The sequence below is a fragment of the Chloroflexus sp. genome (genome assembly GCF_034432675.1).
GTDB lineage: Bacteria > Chloroflexota > Chloroflexia > Chloroflexales > Chloroflexaceae > Chloroflexus.
Genome location: NZ_DAOUBI010000141.1, coordinates 23,569 through 38,590, shown reverse-complemented (window position 1 = coordinate 38,590; position 15,022 = coordinate 23,569). Strand labels below are relative to the sequence as shown.

The 15,022-nt window shown below is 56.0% G+C and carries 17 protein-coding genes and 1 pseudogene; 3 read left to right on the top strand and 15 right to left on the bottom strand.

Going from position 1 to position 15,022, the window contains the following annotated elements:
* Both VAE55_RS10530 and VAE55_RS10525 read left to right on the top strand, forming a co-directional pair.
* Positions 1 to 733: pseudogene (locus VAE55_RS10530) on the top strand (hypothetical protein); the annotation flags it as partial.
* A 55-nt stretch (positions 734 to 788) separates the two neighbouring features.
* Entirely contained in the window at positions 789 to 1,037 is a 249-nt protein-coding gene (locus VAE55_RS10525; RefSeq protein WP_322815738.1) for a hypothetical protein, read from the top strand.
* A 217-nt stretch (positions 1,038 to 1,254) separates the two neighbouring features.
* Here the strand turns inward: VAE55_RS10525 and thpR are convergent, their stop codons facing one another.
* From thpR to VAE55_RS10475, 10 genes are all read right to left on the bottom strand, one after another.
* On the bottom strand, positions 1,255 to 1,827 hold the full coding sequence (thpR, locus tag VAE55_RS10520) for an RNA 2',3'-cyclic phosphodiesterase (RefSeq protein ID WP_322815737.1): 573 nt from the start codon (positions 1,825 to 1,827) through the stop codon (positions 1,255 to 1,257).
* A 231-nt stretch (positions 1,828 to 2,058) separates the two neighbouring features.
* The gene (locus VAE55_RS10515; protein WP_322815736.1) at positions 2,059 to 2,841 is read right to left on the bottom strand and encodes a DsbA family protein; all 783 of its coding nucleotides are present in this window, start codon (positions 2,839 to 2,841) and stop codon (positions 2,059 to 2,061) included.
* Between the two features lie 249 nt (positions 2,842 to 3,090).
* Positions 3,091 to 5,430, bottom strand: coding sequence for an endopeptidase La (gene lon, locus VAE55_RS10510; protein WP_416181189.1), 2,340 nt, complete (start codon positions 5,428 to 5,430; stop codon positions 3,091 to 3,093).
* Positions 5,431 to 5,459: 29 nt separating this feature from the next.
* Complete coding sequence (locus tag VAE55_RS10505; RefSeq protein WP_322815734.1) at positions 5,460 to 5,867, bottom strand: Hsp20/alpha crystallin family protein; 408 nt, start codon at positions 5,865 to 5,867, stop codon at positions 5,460 to 5,462.
* Positions 5,868 to 5,885: 18 nt separating this feature from the next.
* Positions 5,886 to 6,146, bottom strand: a complete 261-nt coding sequence (locus VAE55_RS10500; RefSeq protein WP_322815733.1) for a hypothetical protein — start codon at positions 6,144 to 6,146, stop codon at positions 5,886 to 5,888.
* 119 nt (positions 6,147 to 6,265) lie between these two features.
* Complete coding sequence (locus VAE55_RS10495) at positions 6,266 to 6,583, bottom strand: chaperone modulator CbpM (protein ID WP_012256213.1); 318 nt, start codon at positions 6,581 to 6,583, stop codon at positions 6,266 to 6,268.
* 18 nt (positions 6,584 to 6,601) lie between these two features.
* Complete coding sequence (locus VAE55_RS10490) at positions 6,602 to 7,792, bottom strand: S1C family serine protease (protein ID WP_322815732.1); 1,191 nt, start codon at positions 7,790 to 7,792, stop codon at positions 6,602 to 6,604.
* Positions 7,793 to 8,009: 217 nt separating this feature from the next.
* Positions 8,010 to 8,936, bottom strand: coding sequence for a DnaJ C-terminal domain-containing protein (locus VAE55_RS10485; protein ID WP_322815731.1), 927 nt, complete (start codon positions 8,934 to 8,936; stop codon positions 8,010 to 8,012).
* A 112-nt stretch (positions 8,937 to 9,048) separates the two neighbouring features.
* The gene (locus VAE55_RS10480) at positions 9,049 to 10,230 is read right to left on the bottom strand and encodes a VLRF1 family aeRF1-type release factor (protein ID WP_322815730.1); all 1,182 of its coding nucleotides are present in this window, start codon (positions 10,228 to 10,230) and stop codon (positions 9,049 to 9,051) included.
* 20 nt (positions 10,231 to 10,250) lie between these two features.
* On the bottom strand, positions 10,251 to 10,472 hold the full coding sequence (locus VAE55_RS10475) for a DUF2905 domain-containing protein (protein WP_012256217.1): 222 nt from the start codon (positions 10,470 to 10,472) through the stop codon (positions 10,251 to 10,253).
* A gap of 251 nt (positions 10,473 to 10,723) precedes the next feature.
* Between VAE55_RS10475 and VAE55_RS10470 the strand changes: the two genes are divergently transcribed.
* Positions 10,724 to 11,659: a prohibitin family protein gene (locus VAE55_RS10470; protein WP_322815729.1), complete on the top strand. Its 936-nt coding sequence runs from the start codon at positions 10,724 to 10,726 to the stop codon at positions 11,657 to 11,659.
* A gap of 317 nt (positions 11,660 to 11,976) precedes the next feature.
* On the opposite strand, the gene VAE55_RS10465 is transcribed toward VAE55_RS10470, so the two are convergent.
* From VAE55_RS10465 to VAE55_RS10445, 5 genes are all read right to left on the bottom strand, one after another.
* Entirely contained in the window at positions 11,977 to 12,384 is a 408-nt protein-coding gene (locus VAE55_RS10465) for a hypothetical protein (RefSeq protein WP_322815728.1), read from the bottom strand.
* 9 nt (positions 12,385 to 12,393) lie between these two features.
* Entirely contained in the window at positions 12,394 to 12,588 is a 195-nt protein-coding gene (locus tag VAE55_RS10460) for a hypothetical protein (RefSeq protein ID WP_322815727.1), read from the bottom strand.
* A gap of 125 nt (positions 12,589 to 12,713) precedes the next feature.
* Positions 12,714 to 12,875 carry a hypothetical protein gene (locus VAE55_RS10455; protein ID WP_322815726.1) on the bottom strand — a complete coding sequence of 54 codons (162 nt, stop codon included), beginning with the start codon at positions 12,873 to 12,875 and terminating at the stop codon, positions 12,714 to 12,716.
* A 221-nt stretch (positions 12,876 to 13,096) separates the two neighbouring features.
* On the bottom strand, positions 13,097 to 13,672 hold the full coding sequence (locus tag VAE55_RS10450) for an ECF transporter S component (RefSeq protein WP_322815725.1): 576 nt from the start codon (positions 13,670 to 13,672) through the stop codon (positions 13,097 to 13,099).
* A 95-nt stretch (positions 13,673 to 13,767) separates the two neighbouring features.
* Positions 13,768 to 14,340, bottom strand: a complete 573-nt coding sequence (locus VAE55_RS10445; protein WP_322815724.1) for a flavodoxin — start codon at positions 14,338 to 14,340, stop codon at positions 13,768 to 13,770.
* Positions 14,341 to 15,022: the final 682 nt, after the last annotated feature.

Here is a 15,022-nt window from a genome sequence, read left to right as displayed (position 1 = left end):
CACCACCTACGGCATCTACGGACTGAGCGACAGCATCTCGGGCCGTGGCGTGGTGGGTTGGGCCACTGCCACCAGCGGCACCACCTACGGCATCTTCAGCCGTAGCGACAGCTCCAACGGCTACGGCATCTACGCCGAATATCCAGGCGGCAACACCGGCCCCGGCTACGCCGGCTACTTCGACGGCCGCGTGTCTGTGCAGGGGAACCTGCAAGTGACCGGCAACCTGTCCAAAGGCAGCGGTTCCTTTAAGATCGACCATCCGCTGGCCCCTGAGAACGAATATCTCTACCACTCCTTCGTCGAGTCACCCGATATGAAGAATATCTATGACGGCGTGGTCGTGCTCGACCAGAACGGCGAAGCCTGGGTGGAGCTGCCGGCCTGGTTCGAGGCACTCAACCGCGACTTTCGCTACCAGCTTACCCCCATCGGTGCACCGGCACCCAACCTGCACATCGCTCAGGAAAGTCAAAACAACCGTTTCCAGATTGCCGGTGGTCAACCGGGTATGAAGGTGTTCTGGCAGGTTACAGGTATTCGCCATGACCCCTATGCAAATGCCTACCGCATTCCGGTGGAGGAAGATAAGCCAGCACACGAGCGCGGCACCTATCTGTATCCAGAAGTTTATGGCCAGCCTGCCAGCAAAGGGCTGGACTATCAGCGTAACCAGACATTGCTGGAACAGAGCGCGACATTGCTCCCGACCAGTGATAGCGACAGCCGCTGAGGAGGAATACGATGCGTACATTGTTCGCTCGATATGGTAGTCGTGTTCTGCGGTTGTGCTCATCGTGTTGCCGGCGTTGGCCTTGACCTCTTCCAGCGGTCCCTACAACCTGAGCTGGTGGACGGTAGATGGTGGCGGGTATACGGTCAGCACCGGCGGGAGTTACTCGCTGGGCGGTACGGTCGAGCAGACCGATGCCGGTGTACTGAGTGGCGGCAGTTATACGTTGCGTGGTGGGTTCTGGGGTGGTGCAGAGGTGACGTATCAGATCTGGGCACCGTTGATTGTGCGTGATAGTCTGTAAGCGCGAACGTGGCGTGCGCTGCGCTGTACCATGCCGCAGTACGATGCGCAGCACACGCTGCCGGTGGTGTCTTCCGATACGCCTGATGATCGCATCAGATATGCGTTTATCGGGAGGCACCAGCGTGACCGGTAGTAACCATCTCCCATGTGGCGACCACATGCCACAAGCCACCGCGCATCCTATACCGTCGGTAGATTAGACGTGTCCGGAATTTTTATCCCAACACCGTATACACCGCGCCACGTGGGGTCAACTGGCTACGGAAGAGGCGCGGCGGATCGCTCTGCCAGGTCAACGATTGCGGAGCAACGGTATCCACTGCGGTGCGCAGGGTGCGCAGATCGGCGGGTGTGGCGTTGGGTCGCGCACGAGCCAGGGTGATGTGGGGTACAAAAGGCCGCGTTTCGGTCGGCAAGCCGAGCGAGTGGATAACCGTAGCAAGTGACCGGTGCAGGGTGGCAAGCGCCGTCAGATCGCCGCGCAGGCCAACCCAGACCACGCGCAGGGCGCCGTTGGCCGGAAAACAGCCCAGGCGGTCGAGGGTGAGCGATAGGGCAGGCACCGATACCGACCGCAAACCGGTCAGCAACGGTTCAACCAGGCGCTCCGGCGTTTCGCCGAGAAAGTGTAGGGTCAGATGCATCCCGGCTGGGTCTGTCCAGCGTGCGGCCCGGCTGTGGCCTTGTAAACGCAGTTGAATGCGCTTCAGCTCATCGCGCACTGGCTGCGGCAGTTCGAGCGCGATGAAGAGGCGGAGGGTTGGTTCAGCAGGTGGGGTTTGTGACATACAGAATACGCTTTGCGTTTAGATTATCTTTACCTGTTTGTACGATAAGTGTAACCGAGGAGATAGAAAATAGGAAATAGAAAATAGGAGATTAGGTATTAGGCATTAGGGGATAGGCAATAGGCAATAGGCATTAGGAGTGAGGAGAGAGTGTCAGGTAGACAGGTTGAGGGAGATGCCCTCACCCCTCTCTCCCCTTTCTCCTCTATCCTATCTTCTACCTTCTACCTCCTATCTTCCATCTCCTCCCTCCAACACATCACGCCAGCGTGCAATCGGTTGGGCACCGGCAAAGAGCTGGTTGTTGATGAAAAAGGTCGGCGTACCAAACACCCGTAAGGCATGCGCTTCGCTCACGTGGCGGTCCAGCGTCGCCTGGGTCGCCGGATGTTCCATACAGCGTTGCAACGCGGTGCTATCCAGACCGAGATCGGTCGCTAGCGCGATGATCCGCCGGCGGGCAGTAGAAGCATCGCTGTACCAGGCATCGCCGGCGGCGAAGAGCTGGTCGTGCATCTCCCAGTATTTGCCCTGTTCGCCAGCACATAGCGCAGCCAGCGCCGCCTGATCACCATGCGGGCTGGTGACCGGGAGTTGTCTGACCACGTAGAAGACCTGGCCGCTGGAAATGAATTCTTCCCGCAAGGCAGGGAAGGTGAGCAAGTGGTGGCGACGGCAGAAGGTACAACCAAAATCGGTAAATTCGATGATGGTCACCGGTGCGTTGGGATCGCCCAGTGTTGCATACGGTTCGGCACTGATGCCAAGTTGCGCCATACTGGCAGTGGTGATGCCGGCCGCAGAGATAACCGGCGTCGGGATTGGTGTCGGTGTGAAGACGGGTAAGGAGGCTTCGCTCAGGCGAATGATGCGTGGGGTTGGTGTGTTTTGCGACAATTGTTCGGGTGTGACTGTGGGTAGGCGAGGAATGGCTGTAGGCGACTGCACCGGTGTCGCTGCGGTACAGGCTGTCAGCGAGAGCAAGGCTATTAGCACCAGGAGACGAACACGCATGCGCAGAACCTATCTTTTACATCGAGAACCTGGCCGGGTAAGCCACGCCTCAAGCTGCACCTGACACGGCAAACTTGTTATTCAAGGGATACAGCCCTTTGCCGGATGGTATAACGTGGCCGGTAATACAGAGTCGTTCTCCGGTAACACGGGCTTCAGGCTAGACTTCATATCAAATTCGATGACAGGTGTAGGGGCGACGCATGCGTCGCCCCTACGCCGACGCCAATCCACCAGCGTGTCGCTCGATTACTCACTCACCGGTTGCGGGGCAATTTCCAGACCCAGTTCGTGCAGTACCTCGTCCATATGCTTGACCAGCACAATCTCCAACTGCTCCTTCGTTTCGGCAGGTACGTCGCGAAGGTCGATCTCGTTTTCGGTGGGGAGCAGAACTTTGCGCACACCGGCCCGCTGCGCGGCAAGTAGTTTTTCTTTGACACCGCCGATAGGCAATACCTTGCCACGGAGGGTTACTTCACCGGTCATCGCGATCCGTTTGTCAACTTCGCGTCTGGTCAGCGCCGAGATGAGCGCACTGGCGATGGTGATGCCTGCCGATGGGCCATCTTTCGGCACAGCACCAGCCGGCACGTGAATGTGAATATCACTCTTCTGGAAGACCTCTGGATCGATACCCAGAGCGGATGCGCGCGAACGGGCGTAGGTCAGGGCGGCCCGAGCCGATTCTTTCATCACATCACCCAATTGACCGGTCAGGATGAGCTGACCATTGCCCGGAATGACACTCACCTCGACGAAGAGCACATCACCGCCGGTCGGTGTCCAGGCCAGCCCGGTAACCACCCCCACTTCATTGTCGCCGAGGATGGTCTCGCTGCGGAAGCGCGGCGGCCCTAGCAGGTCGTCGAGATCAGCCGCATCAACCTGATCGGGTAACGTCTGTTCCGAGGCCAGACGGGTCGCCATCTTGCGATAGATCGCCCCAATCCGTCGTTCTAGATCACGAACGCCGGCTTCATGGGTGTATTCGCGAATGAGACGCTGCAAGGCGGCTGTGGTCAACTCTGGCCCGCGATTTGTCATGCCCTGTTCACGGCGCTGGCGCGGGATGATGTAGCGACGGGCGATTTCCAGTTTTTCTTGTTCGGTGTAACCGGCAAGTTCCAGTAGTTCCATCCGGTCGAGCAACGCCGGCGGGATGGTATCAGCCCGGTTGGCCGTACAAACAAAGAGTACTTTACTCAGATCAAACGGTACATCCAGGTAACGATCAACGAACGCGACATTCTGTTCAGGATCGAGCACTTCGAGCAGGGCAGCCGCCGGATCACCCTGAAAACCGATACTAAGCTTATCTACCTCATCGAACAGCAGCACCGGATTGTTACTCTTGGCCCGACTCAGCCCCTGGATAATCCGACCGGGCAGGGCACCGATGTAGGTGCGGCGGTGACCACGAATTTCGGCCTCATCGCGCACACCACCAAGGGCAACCCGGACAAACTTACGCCCTAACGCCCGGGCAATTGACGCACCCAGACTCGTCTTGCCCACACCGGGCGGACCAACAAAGCAGAGGATCGAACCACGCGCCTCGTTGTCAGCGCCTTCTTCGCGGCGTAATTTGCGTACCGCCAGATACTCGATAATCCGCTCCTTGATGCGTTCGAGATCGTAGTGATCTTCATCAAGCACCTGGCGGGCCTGGGTAATATCGAGATTGTCCTCGGTGCTGGTGTGCCACGGCAGATCGAGCAGCCAGTCGAGGTAGGTGCGGGCAACGGTGTATTCGGCTGCGCCAGGGGGCATCCGTTCAAGGCGCGACAACTCGCGCTCTGCTTCCTGACGGGCTTCAGCCGGTAGATTGGCCTCTTCGATGCGCCGCCGCAACTCGGCAATTTCAGCGGCATGATCATCGGTTTCGCCTAGCTCGCGTTTGATTGCTTCGAGCTGTTGCCGCAACACGTATTCGCGCTGGTTCTTCGAAACCTCTTCCTGGGCTTTGCGGCCAATTAACAGGATTTCGCGCTCACGCTCAAGCAGGCGCAAGACCAGTTGCAACCGTTCGTGCACATCAAACGTGTCAAGCACCTTTTGCTGATCATCGAGATTCAGATTCAGGTTGGCCGCGATCAGATCGGCCAGCATGCCTGGATGGGGAGCGTTCGCGGCGGCAATCGCCAGTTCATCGGGCAGATTCGGACTTTGCTCAACGATCTGCTGGAAACCTGCCAGTACCGCTCGCGCCAGGCCGGTGGTCTCCATTGAGACATCAACCGGATCGAGAGTGACCGTAACGTGCGCCTGGGGATATGGCTTGACGGTCACCCACCGCTGCACCTTGATCCGGGCTTGCCCTTGCAACAACAGTTGCACGCCACCCTGGGGCAGGCGCATCATCCGCACAATTAAGGCTGCTGTGCCGGTCTGGGCCAGCATCTCCGGCTCAAACTCGGTGCCGGACTGAATGCGGCGGAAGACGCCGATGATCTTGGTAGAGAGTGCTGCCTCGTCAACCAGCCGTACCCAGGCTTCACCACTCACCACCAGCGGCAAAAACATGCCGGGGAACAGGATCGCGTTGTTAATCGGCAATACCGGCAAGACATCCGGTATCTCCGGCATAGGCGGACGTTGCACTGGGTTTGGATCATTCACGATTGTTCTCCCTCCAGCACTGGAATAACGACCTGGCGTAGTGCGCGTCCGGCAAAGGGCAGGCGAATCTCAAGCAACCCATGCACCGAGCGAGCACTGGTCTGTTCGGGATCGATCAATCGCTCAAATGGTACCTCAATTTGAAACACACCGGCCGCAATCTCCATCCGGTGCAGACGACGCAGACCGGTCGGCAGCGTGAGCTGCCGGGCACCGGCGATCCTGACCAGTTCAGGATAGGCTTCGATCTGTAAGGTCGCCGGATCAACCCCGGCCAGCTCAATGACCAGAATCATCTCCCGGTCGGTCTCGAACACGTTGAGCGGTGGCGTCCAGGGTCGCGTATCGAACTGAACGTAAGGCAGTCGGGTACGCAGAATACGAATGTACGAAGAATCACTCATTGCTCACGTCCTTTTTTACTACGCCTCGATGATAAACGAGCGCTTAAACAGTTCATAACGACGTTTGACCTGTCGTACCCGCCAACCCAACACTAGCAAAACCATCCCAATCGCGATGAAGAAAGCTGCGGCGAGGAAGGCCAGCAGCTCCGGCCAGATAATCACCGCCACACCGAGCGCGATCAGGGCAAGTCCCTGCGACAGGTAAAACCACCAGAGCGCCGATAATTCGGCGGTCAGATAATCAAAAGGACGAAAATCTATCGAATAGATGGGCATAACGCACCTCCTGTTTGTGATCTGATATGCTATATGACCAGCCTAACCCCCACACCGCAACACTCTCTCACGAGACGGCACTTTGCCCCACCAGACGCCACGGTATTCGCTTGATGATGCTACTCGTACCACTCAGCATCGATCCAGTTGCGACTGTGTTCAAACGCACGCCGATAAGCCAGTTCTGCCCGTAACCGGGCAATTTCACGCTGCATCTCAAGCATCCGTCGGCGCATGTGCAAAATGATGTCAACCGCCTCTGAGGGCACTTCCAGATCATTGATCAGGCGGCGGATCAGGCGTAACTCAGCAAACTCGGCTGCCGGTAATTCAGGAACGGGATGAATGTACCCCATGTCGGTCAGGTATTGTAAGACCGGCACCGGCAGACCAACTGCTACAGCCAGCTCCTCTAAACTCATCCGTCGCACAAGCATAGGCGGTGTCTCCTTAGCTTAGAATTGCAATTCAGCCAGCGTTACCGGCACCACCCGCTCACGACCATCACGAATGACCTTGACCTGCACCGTTTCGCCTACCTGTGTCTCGGTCTCAAGATAGACAAGCAGATCTTGACTGGTCGTGATAGGCCGATCATTGACGGCAACAATGACATCGCCACCGACCGGTAGGTTTAAATTACCTACCCGCACAAGACGGTCAGGGCCGCGTAATCCTGCCTGGGCCGCCGGCCCGTTTGTGATCAACTCTGCGATCAGCAGCCCCTGAGTTACCGGCAACTGCATACCAGCTCGCTCGAACAAACTGGCTCGCTGGGGGGTTAACTCGATCACACGCACACCCAGTGACGGATGCGGATAGCGTCCCTCACGGATTAAGACGGGAACAACCCGCTGAACAGTCCGTGCTGAGATGGCAAAACCGATCCCGGCATTTGCCCCACTCGGACTGAGAATCGCCGAGTTAACACCGATCACTCGACCAGAGAGATCAAGCAACGGGCCACCGGAGTTACCGGGGTTGATGGCGACATCGGATTGAATCACTTCGCCGATAAAACGCTGGTTGGGACTCTCAATCACTCTTCCCAGGGCACTGACGATACCAAAGGTCAGGGTACGCTCCAATCCGAACGGATTACCGATAGCCAGCACAAATTGACCAACATAGACTTGGGTTGAGTCGCCAATTGGCAGCGGACGAATTGTCGCTGGCGGCAGATCAATCTTGATCACGGCCAGATCGTTCGAGGGATCGCTGCCAGCAATCCGGGCCGGCACCGTCTGACCATCGGCCAGCGTCACCTGTAGTTCATCAGCATCGGCGATCACGTGATAGTTCGTAACGATATGTCCCTGGTCATCGTAGAAAAAGCCCGAACCACTACCCTGCCGTGGCACCGGGTTGAAGAAAAAATCGTAACTGATCGAGCGACTGGTAATATTCACCACACTGGCACCAGCTTCGCGATAGACGGTAGCGATCTGAGCTTCCAGATCGGTGGCGGTGAACGGCACAACCGTCGGCACCGGCAATACAACCGGTGTAGGAGATGGGGCAACGACAGCAGTTGCCGGACGATTGCCGGTGAATGCCGTCCAGACAAAAGCACCAGCAATCACGACGAGAAGAGCCAGTTCGATGAAAAGAACGATCCAGCGACCGCGTCCAGACTGACGCTCCATAATCACCTCGCAATCAGCAGTTCTCATGTAGTGCACTTAGAACCTGTCCGAAAAATCGCTTTTGAGGCACTTTTCGTAGGGCGAGATGCCATCTCGCGCTACGTTTCGGATAGGCTCTTATCACCACAGAGACACAGAGAATGGTTAAACTACGTTGCTCCCTGATGTATCCTCCACCACCCTCTGTACTCTCCGTGCCTCGGTGGTGCACCCATCACTAACGTTGGCGTTTTCGCACTAGTTCACGCAACGTAGCCAGCTCCGCGTCACTCAACGGCTCCGGCAACACCAGCTTTACGCGGGCAAAGAGATCACCGCGCTCAGCGGGATTTTCCAGGCGCGGCATCCCTTTGCCACGCAGACGGAATACACGATCTGCCTGCGTGCGGGGCGGAATTTTCAGCGTCACCGAGCCGTCAATCGTTGGCACCCGCACTTCGCCACCTACCGCCGCAGTGAAGGCATCGACCGCAATGGTCGTCGTCAGGTCATCACCGTCACGCTCGAATTGCGGATGCGGCGCCACCTCAACGACCAGATAGAGATCGCCGTCCGGCCCGCCGCCAATACCGGGTGCCCCCTGACCACTCAACCGCACGCGGGTACCCGTGCGCACACCACGCGGGATGCGGGCTTCGATCCGGCGGTCACCGACCTGCAGCGATCGGGTTGTGCCTGAGAAGGACTCTTCGAGCGAAACGGTCACCGGCACCTCGATATCACGTCCGCGAGCCGACCGACTCGCACGCCGGAACTGGGGCTGACCGAAAATTGAACTGAAGAAATCAGAGAATGGGCTATCGGCGCCAAACAGGTCCTCAAGGTCTTCCGGCGAGACATTGTAGGTATAGACCTGTTGGCCAGGTGCAGCCTGCCACTGGCTCCAATTGAAATCGCCGCGACTACCGCTACGTTGCCAGCGCTGATAATACGAACGCAATTCATCGTACTTGCGCCGCCGTTCGGGATCGCTCAGCACCTGATACGCCTCATTTATCTCTTTGAACCGCTCTTCGGCCTTCTTATCGCCCGGATTAACGTCGGGATGATACTGACGGGCCAGTTTGCGATAGGCTTGTTTGATGGCCTGCTCATCGGCATCCGGGCTAAGTCCTAAGATGGCATAGTAATCTTTGAATTCCATAGTCTTCTCATCACCGTGCGATGATGTTGTGATGATAGGGTAACACCGGCAATCAGGTGTAGCGGGCAGCAATAATGCCCACTACACCACACCGGGATAGTGAGCCGGCAACTTACCAGCGCAACAATCCGGCCAGACCGCCGAAATCGCGTGACAGGTGATCCTGGGCAGGGCCGGAGACAAATTCCAGCCGCGTCGCAAATGCGGCACAGGCATCAACCAGGACATCACGCAATGCAACCGGCTGTGCTTCGCCATCGGGAACCAGGGTCGCAATCTGATCACGACTCCCGGCCAGCAACCCATTAGACGCCATCCAGACCTGTGCATCGATCTGCCAGGGAGCAATCAGCACGCTCAACCTGCCCTCTTGCAACGCATTGAGCGTTGGATCAATTCCCCATACACCGGGCTGGCGCGTTACCTGTTCCAGCAATGCCTGTTCGTGGCTCTGCTCGACCTGCTCTAGCACCGGCAGCACCTTTACCAGCACATGGGCTGGTGACGCATCGGGATGCGGCAAATCGGCTACATGTGCAACAACCATCTGCCGAACGGAACGCGGTAACAGATCGGCAAACTGTTTAGTTGCCTCTTCGCGACCGAGCAGAACCAGTCGGCGAATGCGGAAATGATCAAGTGCGCGTTCGGTGAGTTCGGCCAGCCGTTGCAGATAGCGCGCTGCAATGTTCTCCATACGCCGGGCAAACCGATCACGATTGCCCATTGCCTGTGCCCGTAGATCATCCCGCAGTCGGCGGGGGTCAAACTGGGTGACCTGCTGCCAGAGATCGGCTTCAACGCTTCGGAACACGTCGGTATGCTCAACAATCTCACCCAGAAAGACCTCGAAGAAACGCCAGCCTTCACCGCGCAACCAGACCACGGCAGTACGCTCGTATTGATCGAGCGCGTAAATCAGAGGCGCAATGTACGGTTCGCCCCAACGCGCCTCTACTTTTCCGTTTGTTATGTCGATTAAAGGTAACGTGATATGGAGTGGCACCTTCGTCACCGTGACGGTTACGCTCTTGCGCTCGGTCGCAGGTGCGGCAGCGAACAGGGCCAGCGTGCGCGCCTCCGGAGCGATTTCCGCCTCAAGGGCCGCAAGCACCACTTGCTCAACCTCAGCCGGCACTGCCAGGGCTTTCACTGCATTACGTGTGCGCAACACCCAGGCGCGCCGCTCATTTTCGGGCCGGGTTGGATCAACCTCGACGTACAACGACAGGACCGGCGGCTGCAATGCTCCCAGATCAGCCCGTATCTGCTGCACTGCTTCCCGATCAATCATAAGCGCTTCCTTTCCGACCATCATCGCCACCAGCGGGCAATCAGATTGGCGATGACAGTCAATATCAGACTCACCACCAGCATCGTGCCAAGCGGGATGAAAATCGTCAGATTATCACGCTCGATCAGGATGTCACCGGGAAGGCGGCCCAACCAGGGCAAACGACCGGCAGCCAGCACGACCAGCCCGATCACGACCAAAATCACACCAGCGCCGATCAACCAGCGTCCAAGCTCGGTCATAGCCTCACCTCAACGTGGACGTAGAACCGTCCCTATCACTTCTGCTTGAGTATTATGATGGATCGATGTTAGTCACCGGTCAACGAGGTGCTAATAATGTGTTAGAGAGCTGATCGACAGAGCGAAGATGTGGAATTCATCCCCACTCACGTACCATCCGAATCAGGTATACTGCCATTATAGAGATATGTAGCCTTTCAATCAACAGTCTTACAATCGATGATTGGATGAACCATAGAAGGAGCAAAACGATGAATCAGAATCGTCAACCATTCCCTACTCCAACCATGCGCGGAGGGTCAATGTCAGCAGCGGTCGGGATTGTGCTGCTGATCATGATTGCCATCTTTGTTGTCAGCAACTCAGTAACCACCATTGAAGCCGGTACCCGCGGTGTGTTGAAGACGTTCGGCGAGATTACCGGCGTGCTTGCTGAAGGACTGCATTTCCGCACCCCTTTCATCACCTCAGTCACAGTAGTTGAAGTCCGTACTCAGCGCTACGAGTCGAACTCAAGTGCTGCATCGCGCGACCTGCAGACCGTGACCACCCAGGTTGTCATCAACTATCGTCCCGACGCCTCGCAGGTTGATCGACTGGTGCGCGAGATTGGTGTCGACTACGAGCGCCGGGTTGTTGATCCGGCGATTCAGGAAGCGCTCAAGGCAGCAACCGCTCGCTTCACTGCCGAAGAGCTGATCACTCGCCGACCCGAAGTTTCGGACTTGATCCTGAACATCTTGAGTGAACGGCTGACCCCGCGCGGTGTGATTGTCGAGAGTGTTTCAATCACCGACTTCAATTTCAGCCCTGAATTTGCCCGTGCCATCGAAGCCAAGCAAGTAGCCGAACAAGATGCACTTCGTGCTGCACGCGAACTTGAACGGGCACGGATCGAGGCGCAGCAACAGGTAGCGCGCGCCGAAGCCGAAGCCAAGGCGCGCCTGGAAATTGCCCGCGCCGAAGCCGAGTCGCTGCGGTTGCTCGGTGAAGTCGTTAGCCCGCAACTGCTCCAATTGCGCTTCATCGAACGCTGGGACGGTATTCTTCCCCGCCTGGTGAGTGGTGACAACGGCTTGCTGACAATGTTGAGCATTCCAACCGATAGTATGCTCGGTGAAACACCAACTGCTCAACCAACACCCCCGAACAGCGAACAACCGGCGGGAACAACGGGTGGTGAGTAGGAGCGTGCGTAGCCGTTAGTTTGGACCTGGATATAATCTTGCTCCTCCAGCCGCTTTCCGCAACCAGCGGCTGGAGGTCTAAAACCCGGTATACACGTGGTACGGTTTCATACCGAAAGCAGGCATTAGCCGCGCATTATCTGACAGTGAACGCTGTTGTACGCAGGAAAACTGTCCGGCACATTATGGTAGCGGACAGTTACTGTAACATCAGCGCATCCAGCGGTACCATACCTGGTGGTGGCAACAGTTATACGGGACAAAAACGACAGCAAGGAGCATTTGTCACCAGCCAAACCGTTCGACTCATTCCACCCTCAATTCCGCCATTCGAGACGCAGGGGCACACACGTCACCGGTCGACTCGGTTCGAGTGGATGCCTCGGTGGTAGTGATGAATCAGGGCTGAGTAATTTCAAGCGAGCTGCGGCATGCCAGAGCAGGGCAGCCAGATCGTACAGATCGCTTTGACTCAGATGCACACCAATCTCGTGATACCAGAGCTGCAACGATCCATCGGGTTGCCGGATGATCAAAAAGGGTTCGCTTCGTGCCTCATCGAACTCTGGCTTCCAGCATTGAATGAGTGCAATCAAGCGTATCAGCTCGGCTGGACATAAAAAGAGCGCTGCTCGCGTCCAATAGAGATGAATTGTCCCATGTTCACATTGCGCAACAGTGCGATTGGCACTATCGCGTGCCAGGATAGTAAGTTTACGACACATAACTTCTCCTTACGTATCAGGGGCGAGAGTCTCTTCCAACATCATCAGTAATACTCGCTGGCCGCATAAACCCGGACAACCGATCCGATCCAGCTCAACCACCCGTTGGGACTGCACTACCGGTCGTTGTTGCCAGAGCGGATGCGCCATCATTTCTACAACCGCACTTGCCTCACTCTCAACTTCTGCGGTTCGAAGAAGCAAAATAATATCTCCATCAGCCATGGATAGTTGTTCTAGACTGATACATGTCAGTCCATTACAAATATTCAGATCGGTGGTAGTGGTCGGATCAGTGCGAATCTGTACTCCCAATTGGGTGCCGGTAATTAAATCGGGCTGATACGCTTGAGGGTCTCAAGCGAACTATCACCAGCCGACGGAAAAAGCTCTATTTCAGCCAACTCTTCAATCGAAAGCAACGGGACTCGCTCTGACAGATACACACTCACCACCACCGGCCGAATCCCGCTATCGACAAGATCAATCAAGAAATCCTCTTCTCCCAACGCAAGCACCCGTGACGAATTGAGGATAACCTGCGTTTCGCTGAACGCATGTGAAACGGTATGATTCAGTCGTTGAGACTGTTTCTAATGATTGTGTAGTTGAAGTACTGCTTGTGCAAGCCGATAGGAGCAAGGACACAAGGAGTACGAATAATACCGTCCGATTCACCAGTACGCTTCTGATAGTGGTCAAATTCCTTTATTTACGCCTTAAGCCACTGCCGAGCAATCCAGGCTGCGCTTATCCCCAACAGACTGGTCAGACCAACCGCGCTACCACCAATTATCGCGCTAAGGGGTAGTGAGGCAAAAACAAATGGGTACAACCACCCAAACAGGATCACCACCCCAACACCAACGAACAAACCGCACCAGCCGAGCCGGGCTGGGGTTAACCGTCGATAACGTGTACAGAGAGCAATAACCGGCTCGGCGACGAGCGCAAAAAATGTACAGGTAAGTAACACTTCGCCATCGATTGGGGTCAGCAGCAACAGCACGATAGCCTGGGGAAGCTGTACGGTCAGTGCAGCTCCCGGCTTGCCGACCGCAACCGCAGCCAGTGCACCCGGAAACCAGATCAATGCCATGCCAATCACGAGTGGAAGTAAGCCTATAACACCCAACCACAGATGAACGAGCGGCAGCAGTACCAGCCAGAACAAACCGGCGAGGAGCAGACCACTGAGCAGGCCGATGTTCCCTACCAGCAACCAATCGCGACTGAGCCAGCGTAACGGATCGGCAGTCGTCGGCACCGATTTATCAAGCCTCGGCATGAAACCTTCCTTACTACGGTGAATGACAGGAAGATAAACGATGAACGTACAGTTATCGTCAGCTCGCAGGTGGAGACGCATGGCTTCTATACGCCTCATGGATGGATGAGGTGGGTTCCCGACACATCCCTGCGAACGATCCCATCGGAATGCGCAGCCAGTTCGGATAGTAACTGATCAACCCATGCCTGAAGACGAGCTATCGTCTTTTCATCATCATTTTCATAGTCAAGAGCCAATCCAAAAAACATACCATCCTCGACTCCAAGTGAATGAAAGAAATCATAACCATCGATTGGCCAGCGCCCGATGATCGTTGCCCCGCGTTCGCGAACTTTTCGGCCAAGAATACCGAGTGCATCCTGGAAGGTATCGGGATAGCCCTGTTGATCTCCGAATCCGAACAGAGCGACAATGGTTTCCTGCAGATCAAGCTGGTCAAGCAGAGGAAACGCATCATACCAATCGTCTTGCAATTCACCGATATTCCAGGTCGGACAACCGATAATCCAGACCCAATACCGCAAAAGCGGACGCAAATCACGCTTCACGGTAGCGACATCGATCAGATCGACCGGTACCGTCGTTTTAGTGCGCAACATGTCAGCGATCAGACTGGCGGCACCTTTGGTATTGTCGGTTGAACTTCCGTATACGACGGCAATCATATATGCTCCTTCATCTCACCAGATGTGTGCGAGAACAGCGAACACCCTTTCCTCTCGACGTTGCAAGAGGGTGATTGTGACCAGGACCGACAGACATCACACAGCACTAAGAGGATGGATTCACTTATCGAATTGTTGAGGTTAGTATATGCTAATAAAAAACTTTTGTCAACCAAATACTTTCTTAAATCTGTGGTAATTCCTACGCCACGCGCAAGAATGCTCGCTTGTCGCTACCTGCAACTCTGTTACTATCACAACAAAGGGTCGAGCTGCGTTGAAAAGCTGTGCGGTGGTACGTGGACCGCACAGAGCGCGTGCCGGTCAGTCTGGTCGTAATGACCATGGTTATGGTTATCAAATTCTCTCTTCATACCGTGCATCTCTGCTGATGGACTCATCGTTGTTCATCAGCCCAATGATGGGAGTTGCCTCCCGCCAAGGGGTGGAATTCCCACCTGCGCTTGGTCATGAGCTATGCCACCGTCTCCTTGCTATGCCGATGACAGACCATCAGCGCCTGCCGCTGGCACGCCCGTAATACTTCAGCAAAGGGACAACACCCGAACGATGCACATCGTTAAGTGCGATTTACTATAAGGCACGTCCTAGAAACCGGTTCAGGCGGCGAGGACATTCACAATGGCAGCGCCAATGCCGATGAGAGCAAGCATTGCTATGA

What these genes read in the sequence shown, in the direction of transcription:
- thpR (WP_322815737.1), bottom strand. Translation starts at nt 1,827, where the DNA reads ATGTCACAAACCCCACCTGCTGAACCAACCCTCCGCCTCTTCATCGCG.
- VAE55_RS10515 (WP_322815736.1), bottom strand. Translation starts at nt 2,841, where the DNA reads ATGCGTGTTCGTCTCCTGGTGCTAATAGCCTTGCTCTCGCTGACAGCC.
- lon (WP_416181189.1), bottom strand. Translation starts at nt 5,430, where the DNA reads ATGCCGGAGATACCGGATGTCTTGCCGGTATTGCCGATTAACAACGCG.
- VAE55_RS10505 (WP_322815734.1), bottom strand. Translation starts at nt 5,867, where the DNA reads ATGAGTGATTCTTCGTACATTCGTATTCTGCGTACCCGACTGCCTTAC.
- VAE55_RS10500 (WP_322815733.1), bottom strand. Translation starts at nt 6,146, where the DNA reads ATGCCCATCTATTCGATAGATTTTCGTCCTTTTGATTATCTGACCGCC.
- VAE55_RS10495 (WP_012256213.1), bottom strand. Translation starts at nt 6,583, where the DNA reads ATGCTTGTGCGACGGATGAGTTTAGAGGAGCTGGCTGTAGCAGTTGGT.
- VAE55_RS10490 (WP_322815732.1), bottom strand. Translation starts at nt 7,792, where the DNA reads ATGGAGCGTCAGTCTGGACGCGGTCGCTGGATCGTTCTTTTCATCGAA.
- VAE55_RS10485 (WP_322815731.1), bottom strand. Translation starts at nt 8,936, where the DNA reads ATGGAATTCAAAGATTACTATGCCATCTTAGGACTTAGCCCGGATGCC.
- VAE55_RS10480 (WP_322815730.1), bottom strand. Translation starts at nt 10,230, where the DNA reads ATGATTGATCGGGAAGCAGTGCAGCAGATACGGGCTGATCTGGGAGCA.
- VAE55_RS10475 (WP_012256217.1), bottom strand. Translation starts at nt 10,472, where the DNA reads ATGACCGAGCTTGGACGCTGGTTGATCGGCGCTGGTGTGATTTTGGTC.
- VAE55_RS10470 (WP_322815729.1), top strand. Translation starts at nt 10,724, where the DNA reads ATGAATCAGAATCGTCAACCATTCCCTACTCCAACCATGCGCGGAGGG.
- VAE55_RS10465 (WP_322815728.1), bottom strand. Translation starts at nt 12,384, where the DNA reads ATGTGTCGTAAACTTACTATCCTGGCACGCGATAGTGCCAATCGCACT.
- VAE55_RS10450 (WP_322815725.1), bottom strand. Translation starts at nt 13,672, where the DNA reads ATGCCGAGGCTTGATAAATCGGTGCCGACGACTGCCGATCCGTTACGC.
- VAE55_RS10445 (WP_322815724.1), bottom strand. Translation starts at nt 14,340, where the DNA reads ATGATTGCCGTCGTATACGGAAGTTCAACCGACAATACCAAAGGTGCC.